The following is a 23,787-nucleotide window of genomic DNA, read 5'->3' as shown; positions in this document are numbered from 1 at the left end:
TTTTTGGAACGGCATACACAGAGATCCGCGTTTCACGGCCTTATCGGCTTCACTCCCCAATGCCAAACAAGAAAGCCTCGCCGGCGTGCTTGCACGGCGAGGCTTTCAATCTATCGATGGCAGTCCAACGCTACGGGTGCCGTGCCTTGCGGCCTGAGGCCTCTGCCCGTCCTCAGTTCGCCTTCGGACGTTCGATGCGGATGACCTGCGGTTCGCCGACGAGATACCCCTCGCCCTTGATCGCCTTGATGGCATCGCGAACGGAATGCTCCGACGTTGCGTGTGTCACCAGAATGATCGTCTGCGGCTCACCCGATTCCATCAGGTGCTTGGAATGCTGCATGATCGATTCCAGCGAGATGCCGTTGTCGGCCATGCGCGTCGCGATGTTTGCGAAAACGCCAGTGCGATCGACCACCTTCAGCCGAATGAAGTAGCCGCCCTCGTGGCTCTGGATCTGGGCACGCTTGTAAGGCAACAGCGCATGCGTCGGGCGGCCGAAGGCCGGGACGTGCTGGGCGCCAGGCCGGCTCTTGGCAATGTCGGCGATATCGCCGAGAACCGCCGAGGCCGTTGCGTTGCCGCCGGCACCGGGGCCGACCATCAGCAATTCACCGAGAATGTCGGATTCGATCGCAACCGCATTGGTCACGCCATCGACCTGCGCAATGACGGAATCATAGGGCACCATCGTCGGGTGGACGCGCTGTTCGATACCACTCTCGGTGCGCTGCGCGACGCCCAGGAGCTTGATGCGGTAACCGAGGTCGGCGGCCGCATGGATGTCGTCGATCGAAATGTTGGTGATGCCTTCGAGATAGATGTCGTCGGCCGCAATCGCCGTGCCGAAGGCGAGGCTCGTCAGGATCGACAGCTTGTGCGCGGTGTCGTTGCCTTCGATGTCGAAGGCCGGATCCGCTTCGGCATAACCGAGGCGCTGCGCTTCCTTGAGGCAGGCTTCGAAGGAAAGCTCTTCCTTCTCCATCTTCGTCAGGATGTAGTTGCAGGTGCCGTTCATGATCCCGTAGACACGCGAGATCGTGTTGCCGGTCATGGACTCGCGCAGAGCCTTGATAACCGGAATACCGCCGGCAACTGCCGCTTCGTAGTTGAGCAGCGCGCCCTTCTCCTCGGCGATCTTGGCGAGTTCGATGCCATGGGCGGCCAGCAGCGCCTTGTTGGCGGTCACAACATGAATGCCGCGCTCAAGCGCCGCCTTGACGGCCGAATAGGCCGGATCGCCCGAGCCGCCCATCAGTTCGACGAAGACGTCGATATCGGCGCCCCGCGCCAGCGAAATGGCATCATCGAACCAGCTGACCTTCGAAAGATCGACGCCGCGATCCCTGTTACGGTCGCGCGCGGTAACGGCCGTGGTCTCGATTGCCCGCCCGCACGTTGTCGCAAGCATCTCGTGACGATCCTGGAGGATTCGCACGAGCGAGGCACCGACGGTACCCAAGCCCGCAATGCCGATTTTGAGGGCATCTGCCATAGCCATTTCCTAACATGTAGAGGGCGAACCCGCGAGAACCGCGGTGCCGTTGTGGAAGGAGGCGCACTGGTGGCGCGCCTCCCGTCTTGAATCATTTGTTAAGCGGGATGCGGGCGGAAAACCGAAGACACTTTTCCTCATCCCGCTCCAATCACCTGTGCGCGTTGAGCGAGATGACGTTGTGCATCGTCTCGTCGGCGGTCGACAGGAACTTCTTGATGTTGCGCGCCGCCTGGCGGATGCGGTGCTCGTTCTCGACGAGGGCCAGACGAACATAGTCGTCGCCCTGTTCGCCGAAGCCGATGCCCGGAGCAACCGCGACGTCAGCCTTCTCGACGAGGAGCTTCGAGAACTCGAGCGAACCGAGATGACGGAACTTCTCGGGGATCTTCGCCCAGGCAAACATCGTCGCTGCCGGCGGCGGCACTTCGAAGCCGGCCTTGCCGAAGCTCTCGACCATCACGTCGCGGCGGCGCTTGTAGATGTTGCGCACTTCGGCAATGTCGCTGCCGTCGCCGTTCAGTGCCTGGGTGGCGGCCACCTGGATCGGCGTAAACGCGCCGTAGTCGAGGTAGGACTTCACCCGTGTCAGCGCTGCAATCAGCCGCTCGTTACCGACGGCAAAACCCATGCGCCAGCCCGGCATCGAGAAGGTCTTCGACATCGAGGTGAACTCGACCGTGCAGTCGATCGCGCCCGGTACTTCCAGAACTGACGGCGGCGGTGCGTCGTTGAAGTAGATTTCCGAATAGGCGAGATCCGACAACACGATGATGTCGTGCTTCTTCGCAAACGCGATCACGTCCTTGTAGAAATCGAGCGTCGCTACCTGCGCCGTCGGGTTCGACGGATAGTTGAGGATCAGCGCCAAAGGCTTCGGGATCGAGTGGCGAACGGCGCGCTCCAGCGGCCCGAAGAAGGTCTCGTCCGGTTCGACCGAGATCGAGCGGATGACGCCGCCGGCCATCAGGAAACCAAAGGCGTGGATCGGATAGGTGGGGTTCGGGCACAGGATCACGTCACCGGGCGCCGTGATCGCCTGGGCCATGTTGGCAAAGCCTTCCTTGGAACCAAGGGTGGCGACGACCTGCGTATCCGGGTTCAACTTGACGCCGAAGCGACGGGCGTAATAGGCGGCCTGGGCACGACGCAGCCCGGGAATGCCCTTCGACGACGAATAACGATGCGTGCGCGGGTCCTGAACGGCCTCGCAGAGCTTGTCGACAATCGACTGTGGTGTGGGAAGATCCGGATTGCCCATGCCGAGGTCGATGATGTCAGCACCGGCCGCTCGCGCGCTTGCTTTCAAACGGTTGACCTGTTCGAAAACATAGGGCGGCAAACGCCGGACTTTGTGAAACTCTTCCATCTCCAAACCTCGTTTGGCGCACGCTCCCGCCAGCGGCTCAAGCCTTCGCGAAACCGTGCGCTGTGGTGAACGGCCGTCCTTGCGGCCATTGAACGCTTTGCGTCCAAATCACCGGAAAGGCAAGCGCTAATTCTGGATCTCTTTCAGCGTGTCAGTACCGTGCTGTTCGGCGAGCGCGCGCATTTCCTTCAGACGACGCTGATATTCAGCTTCGGAGATCGCGCCGGACTTGCGGGCGGCGCCAAGCGACGTCAGGCGCGCCTGCATGTCGGCCGCTTCCTCATTGGTCATCTGCGTCGTCGCGGCCGGCTTCTGACCATAGACCGAAGGATAGTTCTCGAAGTTTGTCTTCTGGCTGTTGCAGCCAGCAAGCGCGCCTAGCAGAACGATCCCGGCAAGCCAGGTGATGGGACGCTGTTTTCCGACGGCAAGCATACTAAAGACGACCTCTGTTTTGACGCGCGACGATGCGCTAGCCCTTGTAATCATTTTCGGGCAGAATGTAAAAATACAAAACAAACAAGATGCTGTGGAGGAAGCCGGGTGACAGCAGAGAGGAATGCGGAAGGCACCACTGGCAAGGACGGCTTCGCGGGATTCGACCCCAAATCCGTCGAACCTTACATCGTCAAGGACCCGGAAAGCCTCGCCGTCAACCTCGCCCGCGCCATGGAGCAACTCGGCAAGGCGGCATCCGCTTGGCTGGCTCCGCGTGAATCGGGGCAGAAATCCGACGTCTTCGCCGAGCCGGTCACCGACATGGTGAAAACGCTCTCCAAGGTCTCCGAATACTGGCTTTCCGATCCGCGCCGCACGCTTGAAGCGCAGACGCACCTGATGGGCAGCTTCTTCGAGATCTGGTCGCGAACGCTCCACCGCATGTCCGGCGACGTCGGCACAGCGGCGCCTGCCGCCCTCCAGCGTAACGACAAGCGCTTTACGGACGAGGATTGGGTGAAGAACCCGTTCTTCGACTTCATCCGGCAGGCCTATTTCGTCACCTCGGATTGGGCCGAGCGCATGGTCGAGGACGCCGAAGGGCTCGACGACCACACCAAACACAAGGCGGCCTTCTACGTTCGCCAGGTTTCGAGCGCGCTCTCACCCACGAATTTCGTCACCACCAATCCGCAACTCTATCGGGAAACCGTCGCATCGAACGGAGCCAACCTCGTCAAGGGCATGCAGATGTTTGCCGAGGACGTGGCCGCCGGCCGCGGCGACCTCAAGCTCAGGCAGACCGACACCAGCAAGTTCGCGATCGGCGAGAATATCGCGATCACGCCCGGCAAGGTCATCGCCCAAAGCGATGTCTGCCAGGTGCTGCAGTATGAGGCGACGACGGAGACCGTATTGAAGCGGCCTTTGCTGATCTGCCCGCCATGGATCAACAAGTTCTACGTGCTCGATCTGAACCCGCAGAAATCCTTCATCAAATGGGCAGTCGACCAGGGCCATACGGTGTTCGTCATCTCCTGGGTGAACCCCGATGAACGGCATGCGACGAAGGACTGGGAAGCCTATGCCCGCGAAGGCATCGGCTTTGCGCTCGATACCGTCGAGCAGGCGACCGGCGAGCGTGAGGTCAACGCCATCGGTTATTGCGTCGGCGGTACCTTGCTTGCTGCGACCCTCGCACTGCATGCCGCCGAAGGCGACGATCGCATCCGCTCGGCAACACTCTTCACGACACAGGTCGATTTCACCCATGCCGGCGACCTCAAGGTCTTCGTCGACGAGGACCAGATTCGCCAGATTGAGCAGAACATGAGCGTGACGGGCTATCTCGACGGCTCGAAGATGGCGACCGCCTTCAACATGCTGCGCGCCTCCGAACTGATCTGGCCCTACTTCGTCAACAACTACCTCAAGGGGCAGGATCCCCTGCCCTTCGACCTGCTCTACTGGAATTCCGATTCGACAAGGATGCCGGCCGCCAACCACTCCTTCTACCTTCGCAATTGCTACCTCGAGAACAAGCTCTCGAAGGGCGAGATGATGCTGGCGGGACGGCAGGTGTCGCTCGGCGACGTCAAGGTCCCGATCTACAATCTCGCCACCAAGGAAGACCACATCGCCCCGCCGCGCTCGGTGTTCCTGGGCAGCTCTTCCTTTGGCGGCAAGGTCACCTATGTGCTTTCCGGCTCCGGCCACATTGCCGGTGTCGTCAACCCGCCGGATAAGGGCAAGTACCAGTTCTGGACCGGCGGCGCGCCCAAGGGCGATTTTGACGACTGGTTCAAGGACGCGAAAGAAACGCCCGGATCCTGGTGGCCGCATTGGCACCAATGGATCGAGAAGCTCGACAAGAGGCGCGTTCCGGCCCGTAAAGCCGGTGGACCGCTGAACTCGCTCGAGGAAGCGCCAGGCTCCTACGTTCGCGCGCGGGCATGAAACAGCTGCAGGAACAATCTTGATCTTCGACCCGCCGCTCGCACAGGCAACTCTCGTGCAGCGCTACAAGCGCTTTCTTTTCGATGCGATCCTGCCCGACGGCGCAGCTCTGACCGGATCCTGCCCGAATACGGGCTCGATGCGTGGCCTGACGACGCCCGGCTCGCGCATCTGGATGTCGGAACATGACAGCCCGACACGGAAATACCGTCACATGCTCGAAATCGTCGAAGCCGACGGCACTCTGGTCGGGATAAACACCGGTTTGCCCAACCGGCTCGCAGAAGAGGCCATTCGGCTGGGGCTCGTCTCCGATCTCCACACCTATCAAGGCTTCGCCCGGGAACAGAGATACGGCCGCAATTCGCGGATCGATATCCTGCTCAGCGACCCCGATCGCGGCCTTGCTTATGTCGAGGTGAAGAACGTGCATTTCAGCCGCACGCCGCGTCTAGCGGAGTTTCCGGATAGCCCGACGGAACGCGGCGCTAAACATCTCGACGAGCTCGGCGACATGGTCGAAGCTGGTCACCGTGCCGTCATGATCTATCTCGTGCAGCGCGGCGACTGCGAACGCTTAAGAATCTGCCGCGATTTCGATCCGGCCTACGCGCAAGCCTTTGATCGCGCCATGGCGCGTGGGGTCGAGGCCTACGCGATCAAATGTCAGGTATCGCCGACGCAAATCCGTCCGACCGGGTTGATGGCAGTGGACGAAGGCGCCCTCGCTGCTCTATGAAATCCGACTTGGAACAAATGAAGGCTTTGGAATGGTGACTTACATCGAGGCAGGGTCCGCCCCCTATAAAAACACCGGCGTCATCCGGCTCTACGGACCGGAAGGTTTTGAGGGCATGCGCAAGGCCTGCCAGGTGACCGCGCGCTGCCTCGACGAACTGGTCTCGCGCGTGCAGCCCGGTGTGACGACCGACGAGATCGACCGCTTCGTGTTCGAGTTCGGCATGGACAATGGCGCCCTGCCCGCGACGCTGAACTACCGTGGCTACACGAAGTCCTCCTGCACCTCGATCAATCACGTGGTCTGTCACGGGATTCCGAACGACAAGCCGCTGCGCGACGGCGACATCGTCAATATCGACGTCACCTATGTCGTTGATGGCTGGCACGGCGATTCCAGCCGCATGTATCCGGTGGGCGAGATCAAGCGCGCGGCCGAGCGGCTGCTCGATGTGACCCATGAGAGCCTGATGCGCGGCATTGCCGCCGTACGCCCTGGCGCCCGCACCGGCGCCATCGGCGAGGCGATCCAGACCTACGCGGAAGCGGAACGCTGCTCGGTCGTGCGCGACTTCTGCGGTCACGGCGTCGGCAAACTCTTCCACGACGCACCGAACATCCTGCACTACGGTCGCGCCAATGAAGGCCCGGAATTGCGCGAGGGCATGATCTTCACCATCGAGCCGATGATCAATCTCGGGCGCCCACACGTGAAAGTGCTCGCGGACGGCTGGACCGCCGTTACCCGTGACCGGTCGCTTTCGGCCCAGTACGAGCACACGGTCGGCGTGACCGCCGATGGCTGCGAGATCTTCACGCTGTCGCCGGCCGGCCTGTTCAAGCCGGGCCTCAACAACGCCGGCGCCGCATGAAGAAGCGTCCGATCTCCCCTGACGGCGATGAAAGCGCCATCGGCGGACGAGAGGACGTTCTTTCCACAATTGCAGTTGGACAGCGGACCGGCGGCCAAGAAGGCACCGGCACCCGAAGCGCATTATCACGGCCATCGTGATCGGCTGCGGGCGCGCTACCGCGAGCATGGCGACGCCGTGCTCGCGGACTATGAAATCCTGGAAATGCTGCTGATCCCGCGCAAGGATACCACGCCGATCGCCAAGGCGCTCATTGACCGTTTCAAGGCATCAATCCGCGTCTGCACGAGTGTATTTGAAGGCTCCAGATCGCAACTTACCTTCGGTTTTCGCCGGTCAGCCCGGCCAGATAATCTTCGCAGACCGTTTTGACCAAAGCATGAAGAACCTGGGTGCGCTCCACCAAAAAGGACAACGCTTCATCACTAATCTGATAGTGCATGGAGTAACGCGCCTTCACATAGGCGTCGTTGATCGTGTTGAACCAGGCAACGTAGCGTTGCTGGCCATGCGGCCAGGCCTCGACGAGACGACGATCGAGACCCTCTGCAACCCCACGCAAAAAGCGCAAGTTGTGAGACGGTGGGCCGTAGTTCTTCAGCACAAGAAGCACGGTTGAGTAAGCGTGCTCGATTGCTTGATGCAGTTCGAAAGCGGCATGGTTGGGACGTCCGCCCTTCCAATGAAACTCAGCGCCTATGACGAACCCTTCTGCGTGGGGGAAGCGGCTCTCATAGTGACTTTGCGCGACCTTCAACTGCTCCGCCACAGACATCGGTTGCGGTTCAGCCAGCGGTTCGCTGTCGAGCTCGTAGAGGACGATGCCTTGGCTGCGGATGTCGCAGAAGAAGCCATGCCCGCGCTTGATTTCCGTGTTCACCTCTCGGCGCGAATGCACGATGAACGACACCTGGATGCCCTTCAGCTCCCGGTCGTTCAAAAGCCGGTCGGCAGCGTTGTTCCAGTATCTGGTAAAGTCCGTCAGCTTGCGATTGTTGACAATCACCAACAGGTCGTAGTCGGAACGATAGCCCTTGCCAGTGTGTGGTTCATCGACCCAGTCGCCGCGGCCGTAACTGCCGAACAGAATGACCTTGAGGATGCGCCCTTTCTTCTTGAAATCGGCCTCGCCCCCAGCCAGCGCGTCCTCAAACTCCTCGCGCAGGATTTCGAGCGCCCGGGCGAGTTGGCGCCGCTTGGCTTCGGGCAAGTGGTCGAGGCTCGTCTTCATCGGCAAACAATCGGTCCTTCGCGCGGGAATCGCGCCAAATGGTCGGTGACACCTTGCCGAAAGGTGCCGGCCAATTCAACGAAGCAACCGTAACGACACCTTCGCAAGAACTTCACAAACGTTGGTCGAAGGCACTTACACTCGCCCGACTGTTCCACTTGATACATCATGCGATTTTGGAAAGAAAAGCGAGAACGCTTCGCATCCACATCCCATGTGGGATCAGAAGAATATGGTGATGTGCCGCATGGCACAACGACCAAGCAGGAGAGAGGGATCAAGCTGAAAAAGCTGAGGCCGCTTGATTCTCCGACCACAAGACTCACCCCACTTTCCGGCACCATTTGAACGTCACTCGAATCGTATGGATACACTCATGGACAGAGTGCTCCACAACCATCCATCAGGCGATCCGACCCCATCGCGCGCCGATATCGACATGACCAAGCTGATCGTCGAAACAGCGAAGCCTTTGGGGATCGCCGTGCACGATCACATCATCATCGGCAAGGACGGTCACGTGAGCCTGAAAGGGTTGCGACTGTTTTGAGAACGGTACGGGTCTCTGAAACATTGAATTGACCCAACTCCCTGGAATTGCGCAATTCAGGACGGAAAAACCGCCCAAAACTTTTCCTGGGATCGCGCTGGCCTACATCTACTTGGCGCGGCGGATGCAGCCGCCTCGATGAGGCCTTCCAGCACACCACTCATGCCCATGCCGAATTAGAATGTTGTTACTACAGCGTGTGGTCGCTAGCTGTCCTGGGTCCGCAACAGCGCCCGGCTCCTTTCGTTCACGCTTTGCGTCACTTTCTTGAGCAGTTCCAGGAACTGGGCCTGTTCCGGCTCGGTCAGCGCCGCCAGAAGCTGTTGCTGGACTCGCTGAACCCCGGGAATCATCTTCGCAAGCTGATTGGAACCCGCTTCGGTGATATGCAACTCACGGGAACGCCGGTCCGCGCTGCTTACGGTGGATCAGCAATCCCTTGGCAATCAGCCGCGACACGACCTCGCCGATCGTGGCCTTGTCATAGGCGATGAGGCCGGCAAGCAAACAAAAAGGCACTTGCCCGCGATCCGCGGCTGGCGTGCGCTCACCGAGCGTTGCAATAATGATCCCTGATGAAGACCGGAAGATCGTTTGACGGTGGCGTAAAAGGCACCTGATACATCAGGTCGCCGACAAAGCCGCGGTGATAGGTGCCATGGTTGACGACATGCAGCACGATCTGCTCGCGGGTCATAACGCCTTCCCCTCCGCCGACAAACTCGAAATGAACGGCTTTCGCGAGGTCCTCGTCCGACCAGGTGTCGACAAGATCGCTGTACCAGCGGTCCATTTCCTGAACCGCCTCCCACAGATCGCCAATTGCGGGCGAAAGGTCGGTGTTGCGCGCGGTGTAGCTGTGTTTCTTTCCCTGCAGATGATGTCTGAAGATGTCGTCCACCACATAAACATGGTTCAGCGTATGCACCATGTTTCCGAACCGTGTCGGCCTCTGCCGAAGGGCTTCACCCTCCGGCAGCGCCATCATGCTCCCAAACGTCAGCCCATTCGCCCAGGCTTTATAGCGCACCAGCATTTTCAGGGTATCTGCCGCCGATGCGGTGCGTGTGTGGATCGGGCTGGGCGGGGCAGTAGACATGCTGAAACTCCTTGGCGTTTTCGATCTTCAAACAATGATCAGGCTGATCCGGCGCTGTCGCGCCGGGTCGGAAAACAGTTTTGCGGGCAAGCCGTGAGAGCATAACCGGCAGCGATCCCGGATCGACAAGATCCGGAGGTCAGGATGAGCGTGTCCCGTGCTTTTCCTGCAAAAGCCGGATGGCAAGATGCTGAAGCAGGATGATCGTCTTGGCGTCGCGAAGCTCGCCACGGTTGATCATCTGCATCGCCTCAGGCAAGGCGATTTCCAGGACGTCTATGTCTTCCCCCTCGTCGGCGGAGCCGCCACCCGCCCCCACTTTGTGTTTCTCGGCATATTCGCCATAGAAAAATGCCAGGTACTCTGTGACCGATCCCGGGCTCATATAGATGTCGAACAAATGTGTGAGTTCGGAAACCTCATAGCCGGTTTCCTCAATCAGTTCCGAACGCATCCGCGCTGCCGGTTCCGCGCCTTCAAGCAGTCCTGCCGGTGTTTCTATCAGCGACTCCAGGCCGCCGTTCAAAAGAACCGGCAACCGGAACTGTCGGGTCAGCAGGACACGCCCGCTTGCGGGATTGTACAACAGGCATGTCGCCCCGTTACCGCGATCGTATGCCTCGCGGGTCTGCCGTTGCCAGCTTCCGTCCCTCAGCCGAAGGTCATACTCGTACTTGGTCAGCCGTCCCCAATCGTCCGCCAATACGCGTTCGGAGATAGGGCGGAAAACACTGCTATCCATCAAGTCACCTCGTTGTCATCTGTCTTTTCAAAGGCCGTGCAGCCGACCTTCGACATGCGTGCGCGTTTCGCCGCCGACCCAGATTTGGCCGGCATCATCGCGGCTCAAGTGAATGCGGCCATGGCGCCCGAGGCTTGTGCCCTGGGCGGCGACATAGTCCTCCTCAACCATGCCCGTGGCGAACAGCCACTGCGCCAGAGAGGCGTTGAGGCTTCCGGTGACGGGGTCTTCGACGATGGCACCCAGATGATCGCTGAAGAAGGCGCGAACCTCGAAGGCGGTATCGCCGCCTTTTGCATGAGGACCAACCACACCGACATCGATCCGGCCGGGCCAGCTGCGGACCGGACCAAGCGAAAGCACTTTCTCCGCCGATGCCAGCCTGATCCCCAGCCATCCGGGTCCGTTGTCGATCCAGGCGGAATCAAGGATGTCGTGCGCTTCAATCCCCAACAGCTGCCGCGCCTCGTCCAATTCACCCTGCGTCGGCGCGCCTGCACGGATCAGCGGCGGAGCGGCAAAGGAAAGCCGTCCATGCGCACGCCGGATCGTGACCAGACCGGCGCCGCATTCCTGGATGATATCCGCTTCGTTTTTTAGCGAGCCGTTGACGGAGAGCCAGGCATGGCAACTGCCAAGCGTCGGATGCCCGGCGAAAGGCATCTCCCGGTCCAGCGTGAAAATCCTGACCCGGTAATCAGCCTGCGAATGCGTGGGCGGGAGCAAAAACGCGGTCTCGGAAAGGTTGAACCACCGCGTCAACCGCTGCATTTCGTCCGTCGACAAAGCGTCGGCGCCGATGACGACCGCCAGCGGATTGCCGGCAAGCGGCCCGGCGCCGAACACATCGACCATATGGATAGCAAAGGTCATGACATCGCTTTTGAATTCGGATCAATTGTTGACGGCGGCGCGGAGGGGCGGGACTTCAACTCTGCGAGACAAGCAGTTTAAGTCCCGCCGCCGCAAACACCGCCGAGAGCACAGCTTCGATCCAGCGTCGCAATCTGGCGTAGAGGGTAATCATCGACGCGGTCGAAAAGAGCACGGCGTAGCCGCCGAACACAATGACGCCGAGAAAGGCGCAACCGCCAACGATCGCCGGCAGCATGCCGGCGGGAGCGTCCTCACGAAATCCCAGCGACATGATCGCTATCCAGGCCATGATGGCCTTAGGGTTTCCGATATGCATGAGAAGACCCTGCCGGTAGAGCGATCGATAGCGCGGCCTCGCCCGCCCCGCATCCGTCCTCGCAAAGTCGGAGACCGGCCTTAAGGCCGACCTGCCCGCGCGAAAGGCCAGATACAGCAGGTAGACACCGCCAAAGATCTTGATGACGAAAAGCGCCTGGGCATAGGCGGCCAGCACGGCGGACAGGCCGGTCGCCGCCAGGATCGCCCAGAAGAGCGAGCCGGTGATAACGCCCGCCGCCAAGCTGAGGGCGGGCAGACGGCCGTCGCGCATCGCCGTTCCCATGATCGCCATGTTGCTCGGCCCCGGGCTGGCGGTGGCGACGAGGTAGGTGCCGTAGACGAGTGCGATCTGGCTGGCGATCATTCGGACTATCTCCAGAAACGAGAGACTATTCTCCGGCACTATTGCCGGAGGTCTCCGCGATGAACGATGTGGACTTTGTTCCCGTCGGGGTCACGCAGATACGCACCGAAATAGCCGTCGCCGTAGTGCGGGCGCGGCCCGGGGCCCCCTTCATCCGTGCCGCCGTGCGCAACACCGCCGGCATAGGCCGTGCTCACCGCCTCTTTCGACGGCGCCAGAAAGGCGACCATGCCGCCGTTTCCGGCCGTCGCCGGTTCTCCATTGAAGGGGCTATAGACATAAAAGCGAGGCAAAGAGGATTGCGCTGTCACCCAGCAGAGTGCCGCAGGCCCGCCATCTGGTGTAACGACCCGGCGCTTCAGCCCGAGCGGGGTGAGCACGGCGTCATAGAAGCGTTCCGCCCGCTCAAGATCACGCGTTCCGACGGTTACGTGGCTGAACATTAGATCCTCAATGCGCCCCGTCATGACGGCCGGGCGGCTGTTTCAAAGTGTGGATTTCATTCAGCGTCGTCATAACCTATGTTACACTTTCTGTTTATTTAAATAGTGTAACGTGACACTTTTATCGAGGTTGCGAACGTGCTCCTGCAATCCCCTTGGGCTCCACGACTTGCAAACGTCGAGACGAATGCCACCGAACGGCTGGTGCTTGCTCTCGCCGACGACATCATCGAAGGGCGGCTGATGGGAGGCGACCGTCTTCCCGCGCACCGCGATCTTGCGTGGAAACTGGGCATTGGCCTTGGCACGGTGACGAAAGCCTATGCCGCTCTTGAACGGAGAGGCCTGACGCGTAGCGTCAAGGGCCGTGGAACATTCGTGGCGATCCGCCAGGCGCGCAACGATCGGCAGATCGACCTTTCATCCAATACCCCGCCCGCAACGCTCAACGCCCGCATTTTGGCGCGGACGCTGACCGGGATCGCACGCAAGATCGATGCGGATCATTTCAATCTTTACGCCCCGCCCGCCGGACATCTGGAGCACCGGCTTGTTTTGGCCCGCTGGCTCGAAACGCTCGGCCTGACCGTCGATCCGTCGCATCTGGTGCTGACCAGCGGTGCCCGTCAGGCGCTGGCATTGGCCTTCGACCTCGCCTGTGGTCCGCAAGGCGTGATCCTGACGGAACGCATCACCTATCCTGGCGCGATCGCGCTCGCCCGGCGCAAGGGGTATCGGATGCAAGGCGTCAGGATCGACGCGGAAGGGATGGTGCCCGAGGCACTTGCAGACGCGCTCGACAGCGCCTCGTCAGCCAGCAGCAAGGCAGTCTATCTCACGCCGACGCTGCACAATCCAACAACCGCCACGATGGGCGAAAAGCGAAGGCAGGCAATGGCGGAAATCTGCCGTCAGGCGGGCGCATCGATCATCGAAGACGGCGTTTATGCGGCATCCGAGCCTGGCTTACCTCCGCTGGCGGCATTGGCTCCAGAAATCGTCCTTCATGTCAACGGGATGTCCAAGTCGCTCGGCCCCGGATTGCAAATCGGTGCGCTCGCACTACCGGCTGGATTAAGCGCAGCAGCGGAAGAGACCCTGCAAGATATGCCTGTGTCGCCGTCGCCCCTCTCCTGCGCCGTGGTCGAAGAATGGCTGATTGCCGGCATCATCCCATCGATCCAGCGGGACCTGCGCCATGAGGCGCGGCGTCGATCCAGCCTGGCGGCCTCTCTCCTCGGCACCGCCGAACTGATCTGGCATCCCGGCGCCTATAACGCCTGGCTACCAATGCAGCGCGACACGGCCGATCGTTTCGTATTCGCTGCAGCGGCGGCCGGCATCAAATTGACCCCACCGGAAACCATGATGGTAGACAGAGACGATCAGGCGAGCGGGATTCGACTTTGCCTCGGCGGCCCGTCGTTCGAAGATCTGACAGAGGCGCTGACCGTTCTGGCAGGGCTGCTGAAGCGATGGGAGTGACGTCATCAGGAAATAAAACAACTCGTCTTCGAGATCCGGAACTTGCGCTTCTCCAACTCGGGGAAGTAGGTCGCCACGTCGAAGTAGGCCTCCGGCGCGTAGACGCCCGGCTTCCTCGGGTGTTTCAGGATCAACTGCGCGGCGATTGAGGCGTTCATCGAGGTGCAGGCGTCGACATATGGGCCGTACATCGGGTCCGGCGAGACGGTCACTTCGACACGCACAGTGGCCGGCTTGCCGCTCTTGCGGCCCATGCCGATGGCGAAATGGATCTCGTGGCTTTCCTGAGCGGGGATTTTTTCAGCGTTCCTTCGGATGTTGCGCTCGATCACCTTGTTCAGCACATCGAGCGGCCGGACGCTGACGCCGCCGATTTCCACCGGATCGTTGAAATCGCCGAAACCGGCCTTCACAAGCCCGACCCAGGCTTCATGCTCTCGGTGCGGCAGGTGCAGTTTCCAGGAGAATTCCTTGATGCCCTTCTCGCGGATGCCGTCGGCGAGCGGAACGGTGAGCTGCTCGGAATGCGGCGAATGCATGAATTCGCAGCGTCCCCACGGATCCGGCAGGTCCAGAAATTCGCGGCCGCTCATCGGGGGGCATTCCACGTGGCCGCCGTCATAGAACTGCGTGCTCGGATGGGCGTATTCGGCAAGCACCGTCGAAACGCTGTAAGGGGGAACCAGTACCGGATTCTCTTCGCCCGTCAGCTCGGCCGCCCAATAGAGATTGATCTTGTCGATCTCGTCCAGTTCGTCGGCTACCGCACGGCAGATGACGTTCGACATGCCGGGGTCGGCACCGACACCGATGACGGCGGTGACACCGGCCGCCTTGAAACGCTCATGCTCGACCAGTTGCTTGACCGTGTAGGTTCCAAGTCCGCCGAGGTCGACATAGGACACTCTTGCGGCGAGTGCTGCCTCGAAGATTGTCATCTGGAAGCCGAGCAGCGTCGGAACGCAGTTGATGCAGAGGTTCGCACCGATGATCGCGGCGGAAAGCGTGGCCGGATCGGCAACGTCGAGGTCGACGAGCTCGATGCGCGGGTCGCCGAGCTCGTCCTTGAGCGCTTCCATCTTTTCGCGCGCGGCGTCGCAAAGGCGGATCTTGGTGATGTCGATGATGGCGCGATCGGAGACGAGGTCACGTACGATGCCCGCGCCCATGAAACCCGCGCCGCCGAGAAGAGTGATAATCATGTTCTTTCCTTTTGAGATCGGACCTCAAGCGTGCTTGCGCCCCTCGGACTCGTAGAACCATTCGTCCGGATAGGGATACCACCAGCCCTGAATGACCGGCTTATGGTCGATGATGACCATCTTCGAGCGGCGGAACGCGTCGAGGCCGAGCTTCGACAGTTCACGCCCCAGTCCGGACTTTTTCCAGCCGCCGAAGGGCAGTGCGTCGTTGTCGATCAGTGGATTGTTGACCCAGACCATGCCGGCTTCCAGCCGGTCGGCCGCCTCCATCGCCTCTTCAAGGGAGTTGGTGAAGATCGAAGCGCCGAGGCCGAACTCGCTGTCGTTCGCCCTCTCGATCGCTTCGTCGAAGTCCTTCACGGTCATCATCGCGGCGACCGGGCCGAAGCATTCTTCCCGCATGATCGCCATGTCAGGGGTGCAGCCGGTGAGAATCGTCGGCTCGTAGAACCAGCCGACCGGCTCACTGTCCGGGACTTTCCCGCCGATAACGACGGTGGCACCCTTGGCCTTGGCGTCCTCGACCAGCCGGATGACCTTGTTGCGCGCCGTCTCCGAAACGAGAGGGCCGATCTCGGCCTTGCTCAGCCCGTTGCCGATACGAAGGCGCTTCGCCTCAGCCGCAAACTTTTCCACGAAGGCATCGTGCACGCTTCCGACGACGAAGAAGCGCTCGGCGGAGGTGCAGACCTGACCGGACATGTGGAACGCCGCAGTGACGGCGCCGGCTGCGGCGACGTCGAGCGGTGCGTTCGCGGTAATGATCATCGGGTCGGAGCCGCCCGCCTCGATTACGGCCGGCTTCATGTGACCGGCGGCCGCCATCGCCACCGCCTTGCCGGCGGCGACCGAGCCGGTAAAGGCGATCGCATGGGTCTTGGGCGAGGCGACCAGCGCTTCGCCCAGCGCCACGTCGCCCGGCAGGCAGGCGATCAAGCCCGCGGGCAGAGCCTCGAAGACCTGCATGAATTCGAGCGTCGATAGCGTCGTCGCCGGCGCGGGCTTGATGATGCAGCCGTTGCCGGCGGCAAGCGACGCTGCGACCGTCCAGCACATCAGGAGGATCGGGAAGTTAAAGGGCATGATATGGACACTCAGGCCCAGCGGCTCGTAGCGGGCGTGCTGGAACGAGCCGGCTTGCGTTGTGCCGGCGACCTTGCCGGCCTCGTCGCGCGCCATCTCGGCAAAATAGCGGAATGCACCGGCGCAGTTCGCCACTTCGCCGATCGCTTCCGGATAGGGCTTGCCCATCTCGCGCGACATCAATTCGGCGCAGCGGCGCATGTTGGTCGCCTCGATGCGATTGGCGATCCGGTGCAACACGGTCGCGCGCGCCTTGGCGTCGAGCTTCTTCCAGTCGCGCTGAGCGGCAGTCGCCACATCGAGCGTGGCGTCCATCTCGTCAGTCGTGGTAATGGCAAACCGCCCGACCTCCGTCAGCCGCGCGGGGTCGATCACCGGATGGTGACTACCTCTTGCCGGCACATATTCCGGATGCCGGTAGAACACCGGCTCGGCTGGGTTGAACATCGGGGTTCCTCTCTCTGTCGGTGACGGGTTGGATCCATCTTCGATTTGTTCTTTGGGGCGGCTGCGTTTCGGGTCATGCCCCTTCTCCTGGCTCTCTCCCGCAGGTAAATGAGTGGCAAGGATTGACTGACGCGAGCGCCTCGGCGGCAGGCCTTCTAGAGCGCCGTACGTTCATATGAACGCACTAAGGACGCCCTAGCACTTTGATTCCAGAGCATCTTTCCGCTTCCAGTGATTCCACTTGAGAGCGGGATTCTCTAGTCTCACTGGCCTCCCCCGGCTCATCGGATCATGTAGACCTTCTTGATCGTCTCGTGGACGGTGCACTCGCCCTTCCAGTCCTGCGGGAAGAAGGCGGCCGTGTCAGGAGTGATCTCGATGACTTCGCCACTCTCGTGAACGTAGGTGCAACGGCCCTCGAGGAAGTGGCAGAACTCATCGCGGGTGACGTGGCAGAACCATTTGCCCGGCGTGCATACCCACAGCCCGCATTCCGACGCCCCGCTCGGCCCTTTGTGGATGACCTTGCCGGAGGTGCGGCTCTCTCCCTCGATCATCGTCGGGATGACGCCCCAGTCGACGAGGTCGGTCTGCTCGAGCGGCTTCTTCATGAAGGGGGTAATCGGCATGATGGTGTTTCCTTTGTCCTTGTGCGTCGATCGCCGCGGCTCACACGAGCCTCGGTCAGGGTTCTGGTATGATGGAAGTGCCGGTCCAGCCGGTGGCAATGACCACGGCGGCATCAGACGAGACCGAGTTCGCTTTGCCGCGCATCCGCCGATTGTGTTCGAGTGACGCCTGGACCCGGTCGTTGATCGCGACAGCGGCGGTATCCGGCCGACAAGGCGTCGCCATGGTTTCACCTCAAACGAGCATGTAGACGTTGCGCATCGTCTCGATGACGGTGCATTCCCCCGTCCAGCCACCGGGAAACATAACCACCGTGCCGGGCTCAACCTCGATCACCTCGCCGTCGTCGGAGCGATAGAGAGCCCTGCCCGCAACGAAGTGGCAGAACTCGTCGCGCGGGATGGAAAGCCGCCAACGGCCGGGCGTGCAGACCCAGATGCCGCTTTCGGGCTGGTTGTTCGGTCCCTTGAAGACGAGCCGGCCGGAGGAGTGCGAGTTTCCCTCCTGGCTGTCGGGCTGGGCTCCCCAGTCCACCAGGTCGGAATAGGTGGTGGCACCGTGGATGTGGGGCGCGGTCGATTTGAAGTTCTCTGTCAACTTATTCATCCTTTTCGTGCGAATGCCGCCATCCGTTCCTCCGGGCCACCTTCTCCCGGTCGGGGAGAGCGGTGCGAAGCGGACGCCGACAAGCGGGGTTCCTCAGCCATCATGGGTCCCCCGTCTTCACCAGCTCATCGAGGATTGCTGCCGCCTTCTTCGGCCCGCTTCGGGCCTGCATGTGGGCACTGCTGGCGGCGAGCTTCGTCTTCATCGCCGGATCGTTGATGCAGGCGTCGAGCTTGGCGGCAAGGTCGGCGTCGGTCCAGTCATAGCGCGGCATCTTGAAGCCGTGGCCGGTCTCGTCGACGCGGGTGGCGTTGTCGTGACCGTCCCAGACATAGGGCATGATGATCGCCGGCTTGCCGAAATAGAGGCACTCGGTGAACGAGTTGTTGCCACCATGGTGGATGACGGCGTCGACCTGGGGGATCACCGAAGGCTGCGGGAACCAGCTTTCAACGATGATGTTGCCCGGCAGGTTCTCGTACTGGTCCTTGTAGTCGCCGACATTGACGAGCGCGCGATAGGGCAGCTTGCCGATCGTCGTGATCAGTCGCTTCAGAAGGTCGGTATCGCCCGCGCCGAGCGAGCCGAAGGAGATGTAGATCAGCGGGCTGTCGTTGTTTTCGGCGAAGGTCGGCACCTCGTAGGGTTTCTCCTTGCGCACGCACCCTTCGAGATACTGGAACTGCTTCGGGTCAAGCGGATGCTCGCGCTCGAACTTCACCGGCTCCGGATAAAGCAGCAGGTTCATGTAGGGCGAGGCCTCGAAGAACTGACCGATCGGATAGACCACTTCGCCGTTCTCGGTCAGGAAAGCATTGAAGTCGTCGTGGATCGGCTTGATGATTGTATTGAAATGGTCGCGATAGGCCGCGTGACCTGCGTAGTCCTTCTCGCCACAGCCGGAAAGATGAGGCGGGATCTTCGGATCCTCGATCTCGTTTTCCGAGCAGGAGATGATACGCACCCACGGCTTGCCGAACTGCTTGATGGCAGGGAAGAGAATGACGTTGTCGACGCAGATCAGGTCCGGCTTGATCCTTGCGAGCACACCCGGCAGGTCCTTCTGTGCCCACTTGGCGCTGTCGACGATCGCCGTCCAGCAGTCCTTGACGTAGTTGTCGACCTGCTCGATCGGAGACTTGCGGAAGTTCGGGATGTGGCCGTTGATGAAGTCCTCCCAGAACCTGGCCATCTGCTCCGGCGGCATCGGTTCGGACAGGTTCACCGGGTGGGCCTCGAATCCGTAGCCTTCGTAGACCGAAACGAAGCCCGGATCCGAAAGGAAAACGGCCTTGTGGCCGAGAACCTGTACTGCCTGGGCGATGCCGACCGAGTTCAACGCCGGCCCGAAGGCCGCTTCCGGAAAGAATGCGATGGTCTTGGACATTTGTTCCCTCTTTATGACGTCCCTGAATTCGGTTTCTACCTCGGGCTCAGCCCCTCAGCCGGCTGCCGCCAGTTTCTCCGCGTGAACGGGGAGAAGCTGGCAAGCCTCGCCGTCTCCATCCCCTCATGCCGCCACTCCCGCAAAGAGCCGGCACTTGGCCGGGTCGATGGTCAGGCCGAGTGTGTCGCCGATCCTGTGGGCGGCGGCGCCGTTCGCCAGCACGCGGACCTGCAGCGGTACCGGCGAGGCGGCGGTCTTGACGTGCAGCACGCGGTCGAGCCCGTGATAGGCGATGTCGGCGATCGTGCCGGCCAGCCGCTGTCCGGGTTGACCGACAGCGATGGTCTCCGGCCGCGCGGCAAGCGTCGCCGGCCCCGGTCTCGCATCGGGCAGCGCCAGCCGCAGGCCCTCGGCCACAAAGTGGCCCTCCCCTGTCACCGTCCCTTCGATGAAGTTCATCACCCCAATAAAGTTGGCGACGAAACGGTCCGCCGGCGCCTCGTAGATTTCCTCTGGCGACCCGCACTGCAAAAGCCGCCCGTCCTTCAGGATCGCCATGCGGTCCGCCATGACCAGGGCTTCCTCCTGGTCGTGCGTGACGACGATGAAGGTGATGCCCGCCTCGTTCTGCATTCGCTTCAGTTCGAGCTGCATCTTTTCGCGCAGCTTCTTGTCGAGTGCGCCGAGCGGTTCGTCGAGGAGCAGGACCTTCGGACGCTTGACGAGCGCGCGGGCGAGTGCGACGCGCTGCTTCTGTCCCCCCGAGAGCTGCTCCGGCTTGCGGTCTGCGAATTGGGTCAGGTCCGTCGTTGCCAACGTCTCGTCGACCCGGCGGCGGATCTCAGTCTTGTCGAGCTTTTCCATCTCCAGACCGTAGGAGAGGTTCTGGCGAACCGTCATGTGCGGAAACAGCGCATAGGACTGGAACATCAGGTTCAGCGGCCGCTTTTCCGGCGGCAGTGGCGAGATGTCCCGGCCATCGAGCAGAATTCGGCCGGCATTCGGCGTCTCGAAGCCGGCAAGCATGCGCAGAAGCGTGGTCTTGCCGCAGCCCGACGGCCCCAGAAGCGCAAAGAACTCGTTCTCGCGGATGTCGAGCGATACTCCATCGACGGCGGTCACCGGCCCGAAGCTCTTCGCCACGCTTTCGATCCGAAGGATGGGAGGCGTTTGTGGGTTCATCGGACCTGCTCTTTGTTAAGCCATTGCGAAATAAGCAGTGCTGTGGCGCTTATGCCCATGACGATGGTCGCGAGCGCATTGACCTCGGGCGTGATGCCGAAGCGGATCATGGAGTAGATCTGCATGGGAAGGGTGATCGAGGAGCGGCCGGCGCCGGCGGTGAAGAAAGCGATGATGAACTCGTCGACAGAAAGCGTGAAGGCGAGCAAGGCGCCCGCGACGATCGACGGCAGCAGCACCGGGAAAGTGATGCGCCAGAAGGTTGTCCATCCCGAGGCACCGAGATCGCGCGAGGCTTCCACGATCGAGAAGTCGAAGTTCTTCAATCGTGCCCGCACCACCGAGCAGACGAAAGCGAGATCGAATACGACATGGCTGACAATGATCGTGTGCAGCCCCATCATCAGGTTGAGGCGCGAAAAGAAGCTGAGAAGCGCCACGGCGAGCACGATATCGGGGATCACCATCGGCGCAAACGCCAGCGCCTCCAACCCATTGCTCTTGCGGCGTCTGGTCTCCATGCCGAGCGCCAGCAGCGTGCCGAGGATTGTGGAAATCAGGGTCGCGAAGACGGCGACAACCAGCGTGTTCCAGGCCGCGTGCAGGATATCGGAGTTGCCGAGCAGCGAGGCATACCAGCGGGTGGAGAAGCCCGACCAGGAAGTCGGGAGCCCGCTATCGTTGAAGGATAGCATGACAAGCACGGCGATCGGCAGGTAGAGGAAGCCGAAGACGAGCAGAAGGATGATGCGGCCCGGCAACTTGCGGCGAAAGGCGCTCACTGCCAGGCTTGTGACAACCGGGGCCTCGGCGATCGCGCCTGTTACGGTATCTCCGATCATGCCTGCACCCCCCTCGTCTCGCCGCTCGCACGGGAGGTGGCGCGGGCCTGAGTTAGTAGAAGCACGATCATCGTGACGATCAGGGCCGCACCAAGCGCTGCGCCGAAGGGCCAGTCGTTCGCGGTCAGGAACTGGTCGTAGACGAGATTGCCGACCATCTGAAACCGGCCGCCACCGAGCAATGCGGGGGTGACGAAATTGCCAATCGACAGAACGAAGACGAACACGCCGCCGGCAGCGACGCCCGGGAGGGTCAGCGGCAGTGTCACGCGGAAGAAAGTGCGGACCGGACCGGCACCGAGGTCGCGGGAAGCCTCCATCAATTCCGGATTCAGCCGCGACAGCGTGGAATAGATCGCAAGGATCACAAAGGGCAGGTAGTTGTAGACGAGGCCCGTGATGACGGCTGACTCCGTATAGAGCAGCGACAGAGGCTCGCCGGTATAGCCGAGCGCGCGCAGCAGGTTGTTAATGAGGCCCTCGCGGTTCAGAAGCACGATCCAGGCATAGGTGCGGATCAGGTAGTTGCTCCAGAAGGGCAGCACGGCGAAGAACAGCAGGATCGGCTGGCGCATGCGCGGTGCATGGGCGATTGCATAGGCCGCCGGATAGGCGATCAGGATGGCGACGATCGTGGTCGTCAGCGCAATGCGCGCCGAATTCAGGAAGATCTTCGCATAGAGGGGGTCGGCGACGCGGGCAAAGTTCTCCAGCGTGAAGGTGTATTCGACCCCTCCCCACATCCCGCGCTGGATGAAGGCATAGGACAATACGAGCAGGCACGGCACCACCATGAAGGTGACGAGCCAGGCAACGCCGGGAGCGACAAGCAGGTTCGGTCTGGTGGCATTGGAAGACACGTCGGTGTTCGCCTTGCTGTTGTTTCGTGAGGGAACGGCGCGACCGCTCGGCAACTTTTTTTTCGGGCAATTTGATGAGCCCGGTTTTTCGCGCAATTTGATGAGCCCGGGCACGGCGCCAGATTCCCCTCTCCCCGCCTTCGGGGGGAGCGTCGGGATGAAGGGCAATTTCCCATCGGCCGCAGCCTCGCTGGAACCGCCCCTCGTCCACCTGCCGACGCCTTCTCCCCGTTAGGAAAAGGAAGCCTCTGGAGCATCCCGCCTTCAACGAAGCATGAAAGCGGAAAGATGCTCTAGGATCAGAGTGCTAGAGCGCCCTTTGTGCGTTCATATGAACCCACGGCGCTCTAGTTCGCCGCCTTGATCTCGCTAACGGCGCGCGAATAGTCCTTTTGGGCTGGGCCGAGATCGCGCAGCAGCTCATATTTCGTGAGCTCCGCCGGGGTCATCTTCATGTTCGGATACTGCTCACCGAGGGAAGCCGGCAGACTTTCCATCGCAGCCTTGTTCGGCACCTTGTAGAGGATGTTCTCGGCCGCCCAGGCGTGATTCTTGGCGTCGAGGATGAAGTTGATGAACTTCATCGCGTTTTCCTTCTTCTCCGAATTCTTCATGACCACGATGGTGTCGACCCAGAGATCGGAGCCTTCTTTCGGCACGACGAACTTGATGTCCTTGTTTTCAGTTATGCCGTAGTTGCACCAGCCGTCCCAGGCGTGGACGAGCGAAGCCTCGCCGGAGACGAGCTTGGAGTAGAAGGTGGTGTCGTCATAGGCGAGCAGCGTCTTCTTCGCCTCGATCAAGAGATCGCGCGCCTCATTGATCTTGGCCGGATCGGCCTCGTTGACCGAGTAGCCCTTGGCAAGCAGGCCGGCCCCCATCAGCCAGCGGTCGGTGGCAAGCATGGTCGTCTTGCCCTTGAGGTCGTCGGACGGCTGCAGCAGGTTCAGCCAGCTGTCGGGCGTGCCGCTGACCTTGTCGGAGCGGTAGCAGAGCCCCGTGGTTCCCCAAGTATAGGGAACGGAAAAGGCGTTGCCCGGATCGTAGGCGAGCGCCGCCGCTTCGGGATAGAGATTGGCGAGGTTCGGGATCGCCGCCTTGTCAAGCGGCTCTACGAGCCCCTGATGGTTGAGGATTTCTGCGAATGGCGAGGAGACGAACACGACATCATAGCCCTTGCCCTGGCCCGCCATGATCTTGCCCATGATCTCTTCGTTGGTGGCGTGGTTCACCACCTCGATCTCGAGCCCGGTCGCAGCCTTGAAGCTTTCGGCGATGTCTTTCGCCATGTAGCCGTCCCAGTTGGAGATGACGAGGTCGGCTGCCGAGGCCGTCCCCGCGGTCAGGCTGGCGGCAACAAATGCCGCGGCCGCGCGCAATGCGACCGTTCCGTTCTTCGCTTTCACGAAAAAACTCCCTTGTTTGAATTGTTCCTGGCCTCTGTCGATGCAGCCCGTCGGTTGATCCGAACTCTCCGCTGCCTCTCGTGGGGAAGTATTAATTAGAAAAAAAATACGTCAATAGGGATTCTGACGCAGTTCGAGAAAGCAGAAAATTGTCATCCCGAGACTT

General features: G+C 61.2%; 25 protein-coding genes and 2 pseudogenes. 6 read left to right on the top strand and 21 right to left on the bottom strand.

What is annotated here, in order from left to right; all coding sequences use genetic code 11:
- Positions 1-172 precede the first annotated feature (172 nt).
- The 3 genes from PWG15_RS07030 to PWG15_RS07020 all read right to left on the bottom strand — a co-directional run bounded on the left by PWG15_RS07030 (position 173) and on the right by PWG15_RS07020 (position 3,299).
- Positions 173-1,495 (bottom strand): homoserine dehydrogenase, encoded by a 1,323-nt coding sequence (locus PWG15_RS07030; RefSeq protein ID WP_275023709.1) that lies wholly within the window; start codon positions 1,493-1,495, stop codon positions 173-175.
- A 151-nt stretch (positions 1,496-1,646) separates the two neighbouring features.
- On the bottom strand, positions 1,647-2,864 hold the full coding sequence (locus PWG15_RS07025; protein ID WP_089044643.1) for an LL-diaminopimelate aminotransferase: 1,218 nt from the start codon (positions 2,862-2,864) through the stop codon (positions 1,647-1,649).
- A gap of 126 nt (positions 2,865-2,990) precedes the next feature.
- Positions 2,991-3,299 (bottom strand): SHOCT domain-containing protein, encoded by a 309-nt coding sequence (locus PWG15_RS07020; RefSeq protein ID WP_275023708.1) that lies wholly within the window; start codon positions 3,297-3,299, stop codon positions 2,991-2,993.
- Between the two features lie 108 nt (positions 3,300-3,407).
- On the opposite strand from PWG15_RS07020, the gene phaC reads away from it, so the two are divergent.
- The 4 genes and pseudogenes from phaC to PWG15_RS07000 form a co-directional block, all read left to right on the top strand.
- A complete protein-coding gene (phaC, locus tag PWG15_RS07015; RefSeq protein WP_275023707.1) occupies positions 3,408-5,258 on the top strand; it encodes a poly(3-hydroxyalkanoate) polymerase subunit PhaC in 1,851 nt (616 codons plus the stop codon).
- A 19-nt stretch (positions 5,259-5,277) separates the two neighbouring features.
- Complete coding sequence (gene sfsA / locus PWG15_RS07010; RefSeq protein ID WP_275023706.1) at positions 5,278-5,997, top strand: DNA/RNA nuclease SfsA; 720 nt, start codon at positions 5,278-5,280, stop codon at positions 5,995-5,997.
- Between the two features lie 31 nt (positions 5,998-6,028).
- Positions 6,029-6,868, top strand: coding sequence for a type I methionyl aminopeptidase (map, locus tag PWG15_RS07005; protein WP_275023705.1), 840 nt, complete (start codon positions 6,029-6,031; stop codon positions 6,866-6,868).
- Positions 6,865-7,132: pseudogene (locus PWG15_RS07000) on the top strand (RadC family protein); the annotation flags it as partial. The gene map and the pseudogene PWG15_RS07000, both read left to right, overlap by 4 nt.
- 52 nt (positions 7,133-7,184) lie before the next feature.
- Here PWG15_RS07000 and PWG15_RS06995 read toward each other — a convergent pair.
- Positions 7,185-8,099 (bottom strand): nucleotidyltransferase and HEPN domain-containing protein, encoded by a 915-nt coding sequence (locus tag PWG15_RS06995; protein ID WP_275023704.1) that lies wholly within the window; start codon positions 8,097-8,099, stop codon positions 7,185-7,187.
- A 388-nt stretch (positions 8,100-8,487) separates the two neighbouring features.
- Between PWG15_RS06995 and PWG15_RS06990 the strand changes: the two are divergent.
- Positions 8,488-8,649: pseudogene (locus tag PWG15_RS06990) on the top strand (JAB domain-containing protein); the annotation flags it as partial.
- Between the two features lie 206 nt (positions 8,650-8,855).
- Here the strand turns inward: PWG15_RS06990 and PWG15_RS06985 are convergent.
- The 7 genes from PWG15_RS06985 to PWG15_RS06955 form a co-directional block, all read right to left on the bottom strand.
- A complete protein-coding gene (locus tag PWG15_RS06985) occupies positions 8,856-9,041 on the bottom strand; it encodes a winged helix DNA-binding protein (RefSeq protein WP_275023703.1) in 186 nt (61 codons plus the stop codon).
- Position 9,042: 1 nt separating this feature from the next.
- Positions 9,043-9,168 (bottom strand): hypothetical protein, encoded by a 126-nt coding sequence (locus tag PWG15_RS06980; protein WP_275023702.1) that lies wholly within the window; start codon positions 9,166-9,168, stop codon positions 9,043-9,045.
- A 28-nt stretch (positions 9,169-9,196) separates the two neighbouring features.
- On the bottom strand, positions 9,197-9,748 hold the full coding sequence (locus PWG15_RS06975; protein WP_275023701.1) for a DinB family protein: 552 nt from the start codon (positions 9,746-9,748) through the stop codon (positions 9,197-9,199).
- A gap of 139 nt (positions 9,749-9,887) precedes the next feature.
- On the bottom strand, positions 9,888-10,490 hold the full coding sequence (locus PWG15_RS06970; RefSeq protein ID WP_275023700.1) for an NUDIX domain-containing protein: 603 nt from the start codon (positions 10,488-10,490) through the stop codon (positions 9,888-9,890).
- Between the two features lie 27 nt (positions 10,491-10,517).
- Complete coding sequence (locus PWG15_RS06965) at positions 10,518-11,363, bottom strand: PhzF family protein (protein WP_275023699.1); 846 nt, start codon at positions 11,361-11,363, stop codon at positions 10,518-10,520.
- A gap of 55 nt (positions 11,364-11,418) precedes the next feature.
- Positions 11,419-12,048, bottom strand: coding sequence for a LysE family translocator (locus PWG15_RS06960; protein ID WP_275023698.1), 630 nt, complete (start codon positions 12,046-12,048; stop codon positions 11,419-11,421).
- A gap of 38 nt (positions 12,049-12,086) precedes the next feature.
- A complete protein-coding gene (locus PWG15_RS06955) occupies positions 12,087-12,491 on the bottom strand; it encodes a VOC family protein (RefSeq protein WP_275023697.1) in 405 nt (134 codons plus the stop codon).
- A 138-nt stretch (positions 12,492-12,629) separates the two neighbouring features.
- On the opposite strand from PWG15_RS06955, the gene PWG15_RS06950 reads away from it, so the two are divergent.
- Positions 12,630-13,976: an aminotransferase-like domain-containing protein gene (locus PWG15_RS06950; RefSeq protein WP_275023696.1), complete on the top strand. Its 1,347-nt coding sequence runs from the start codon at positions 12,630-12,632 to the stop codon at positions 13,974-13,976.
- A 5-nt stretch (positions 13,977-13,981) separates the two neighbouring features.
- Here PWG15_RS06950 and PWG15_RS06945 read toward each other — a convergent pair whose 3' ends face one another.
- The 10 genes from PWG15_RS06945 to PWG15_RS06900 form a co-directional block, all read right to left on the bottom strand.
- Entirely contained in the window at positions 13,982-15,178 is a 1,197-nt protein-coding gene (locus PWG15_RS06945; protein WP_275023695.1) for a saccharopine dehydrogenase family protein, read from the bottom strand.
- Between the two features lie 24 nt (positions 15,179-15,202).
- A complete protein-coding gene (locus PWG15_RS06940) occupies positions 15,203-16,708 on the bottom strand; it encodes an aldehyde dehydrogenase family protein (protein WP_275023694.1) in 1,506 nt (501 codons plus the stop codon).
- Positions 16,709-16,989: 281 nt separating this feature from the next.
- Complete coding sequence (locus PWG15_RS06935) at positions 16,990-17,337, bottom strand: cupin domain-containing protein (RefSeq protein WP_275023693.1); 348 nt, start codon at positions 17,335-17,337, stop codon at positions 16,990-16,992.
- 55 nt (positions 17,338-17,392) lie between these two features.
- Positions 17,393-17,563, bottom strand: a complete 171-nt coding sequence (locus PWG15_RS06930; protein ID WP_275023692.1) for a hypothetical protein — start codon at positions 17,561-17,563, stop codon at positions 17,393-17,395.
- A 9-nt stretch (positions 17,564-17,572) separates the two neighbouring features.
- Positions 17,573-17,944 (bottom strand): cupin domain-containing protein, encoded by a 372-nt coding sequence (locus PWG15_RS06925; RefSeq protein WP_425536741.1) that lies wholly within the window; start codon positions 17,942-17,944, stop codon positions 17,573-17,575.
- A 100-nt stretch (positions 17,945-18,044) separates the two neighbouring features.
- Complete coding sequence (locus PWG15_RS06920) at positions 18,045-19,331, bottom strand: nucleotide disphospho-sugar-binding domain-containing protein (protein ID WP_275023690.1); 1,287 nt, start codon at positions 19,329-19,331, stop codon at positions 18,045-18,047.
- Between the two features lie 123 nt (positions 19,332-19,454).
- Positions 19,455-20,513, bottom strand: coding sequence for an ABC transporter ATP-binding protein (locus PWG15_RS06915; RefSeq protein WP_275023689.1), 1,059 nt, complete (start codon positions 20,511-20,513; stop codon positions 19,455-19,457).
- Positions 20,510-21,355 carry an ABC transporter permease gene (locus PWG15_RS06910; protein ID WP_275023688.1) on the bottom strand — a complete coding sequence of 282 codons (846 nt, stop codon included), beginning with the start codon at positions 21,353-21,355 and terminating at the stop codon, positions 20,510-20,512. The genes PWG15_RS06915 and PWG15_RS06910 overlap by 4 nt, the downstream gene beginning before the upstream one ends.
- Entirely contained in the window at positions 21,352-22,149 is a 798-nt protein-coding gene (locus PWG15_RS06905; RefSeq protein WP_275024371.1) for an ABC transporter permease, read from the bottom strand. Before PWG15_RS06905 ends, PWG15_RS06910 begins: the two co-directional genes overlap by 4 nt.
- Before the next feature lie 413 nt (positions 22,150-22,562).
- Entirely contained in the window at positions 22,563-23,621 is a 1,059-nt protein-coding gene (locus PWG15_RS06900; RefSeq protein ID WP_275023687.1) for a polyamine ABC transporter substrate-binding protein, read from the bottom strand.
- Between the last annotated feature and the right edge of the window lie 166 nt (positions 23,622-23,787).

The organism is Ensifer adhaerens (genome assembly GCF_028993555.1).
In the GTDB taxonomy this organism is placed as follows: domain Bacteria; phylum Pseudomonadota; class Alphaproteobacteria; order Rhizobiales; family Rhizobiaceae; genus Ensifer; species Ensifer adhaerens_I.
This window is presented reverse-complemented; position numbering and strand designations above follow the sequence as displayed.

Excerpts from the sequence above, each read along its gene's own strand:
- PWG15_RS07030 (WP_275023709.1), bottom strand. The coding sequence starts at position 1,495 with ATGGCAGATGCCCTCAAAATCGGCATTGCGGGCTTGGGTACCGTCGGT.
- PWG15_RS07025 (WP_089044643.1), bottom strand. The coding sequence starts at position 2,864 with ATGGAAGAGTTTCACAAAGTCCGGCGTTTGCCGCCCTATGTTTTCGAA.
- PWG15_RS07020 (WP_275023708.1), bottom strand. The coding sequence starts at position 3,299 with ATGCTTGCCGTCGGAAAACAGCGTCCCATCACCTGGCTTGCCGGGATC.
- map (WP_275023705.1), top strand. The coding sequence starts at position 6,029 with ATGGTGACTTACATCGAGGCAGGGTCCGCCCCCTATAAAAACACCGGC.
- PWG15_RS06995 (WP_275023704.1), bottom strand. The coding sequence starts at position 8,099 with ATGAAGACGAGCCTCGACCACTTGCCCGAAGCCAAGCGGCGCCAACTC.
- PWG15_RS06975 (WP_275023701.1), bottom strand. The coding sequence starts at position 9,748 with ATGTCTACTGCCCCGCCCAGCCCGATCCACACACGCACCGCATCGGCG.
- PWG15_RS06970 (WP_275023700.1), bottom strand. The coding sequence starts at position 10,490 with ATGGATAGCAGTGTTTTCCGCCCTATCTCCGAACGCGTATTGGCGGAC.
- PWG15_RS06965 (WP_275023699.1), bottom strand. The coding sequence starts at position 11,363 with ATGACCTTTGCTATCCATATGGTCGATGTGTTCGGCGCCGGGCCGCTT.
- PWG15_RS06960 (WP_275023698.1), bottom strand. The coding sequence starts at position 12,048 with ATGATCGCCAGCCAGATCGCACTCGTCTACGGCACCTACCTCGTCGCC.
- PWG15_RS06955 (WP_275023697.1), bottom strand. The coding sequence starts at position 12,491 with ATGTTCAGCCACGTAACCGTCGGAACGCGTGATCTTGAGCGGGCGGAA.
- PWG15_RS06945 (WP_275023695.1), bottom strand. The coding sequence starts at position 15,178 with ATGATTATCACTCTTCTCGGCGGCGCGGGTTTCATGGGCGCGGGCATC.
- PWG15_RS06940 (WP_275023694.1), bottom strand. The coding sequence starts at position 16,708 with ATGTTCAACCCAGCCGAGCCGGTGTTCTACCGGCATCCGGAATATGTG.
- PWG15_RS06935 (WP_275023693.1), bottom strand. The coding sequence starts at position 17,337 with ATGCCGATTACCCCCTTCATGAAGAAGCCGCTCGAGCAGACCGACCTC.
- PWG15_RS06930 (WP_275023692.1), bottom strand. The coding sequence starts at position 17,563 with ATGGCGACGCCTTGTCGGCCGGATACCGCCGCTGTCGCGATCAACGAC.
- PWG15_RS06925 (WP_425536741.1), bottom strand. The coding sequence starts at position 17,944 with ATGAATAAGTTGACAGAGAACTTCAAATCGACCGCGCCCCACATCCAC.
- PWG15_RS06920 (WP_275023690.1), bottom strand. The coding sequence starts at position 19,331 with ATGTCCAAGACCATCGCATTCTTTCCGGAAGCGGCCTTCGGGCCGGCG.
- PWG15_RS06915 (WP_275023689.1), bottom strand. The coding sequence starts at position 20,513 with ATGAACCCACAAACGCCTCCCATCCTTCGGATCGAAAGCGTGGCGAAG.
- PWG15_RS06910 (WP_275023688.1), bottom strand. The coding sequence starts at position 21,355 with ATGATCGGAGATACCGTAACAGGCGCGATCGCCGAGGCCCCGGTTGTC.
- PWG15_RS06905 (WP_275024371.1), bottom strand. The coding sequence starts at position 22,149 with ATGGTGGTGCCGTGCCTGCTCGTATTGTCCTATGCCTTCATCCAGCGC.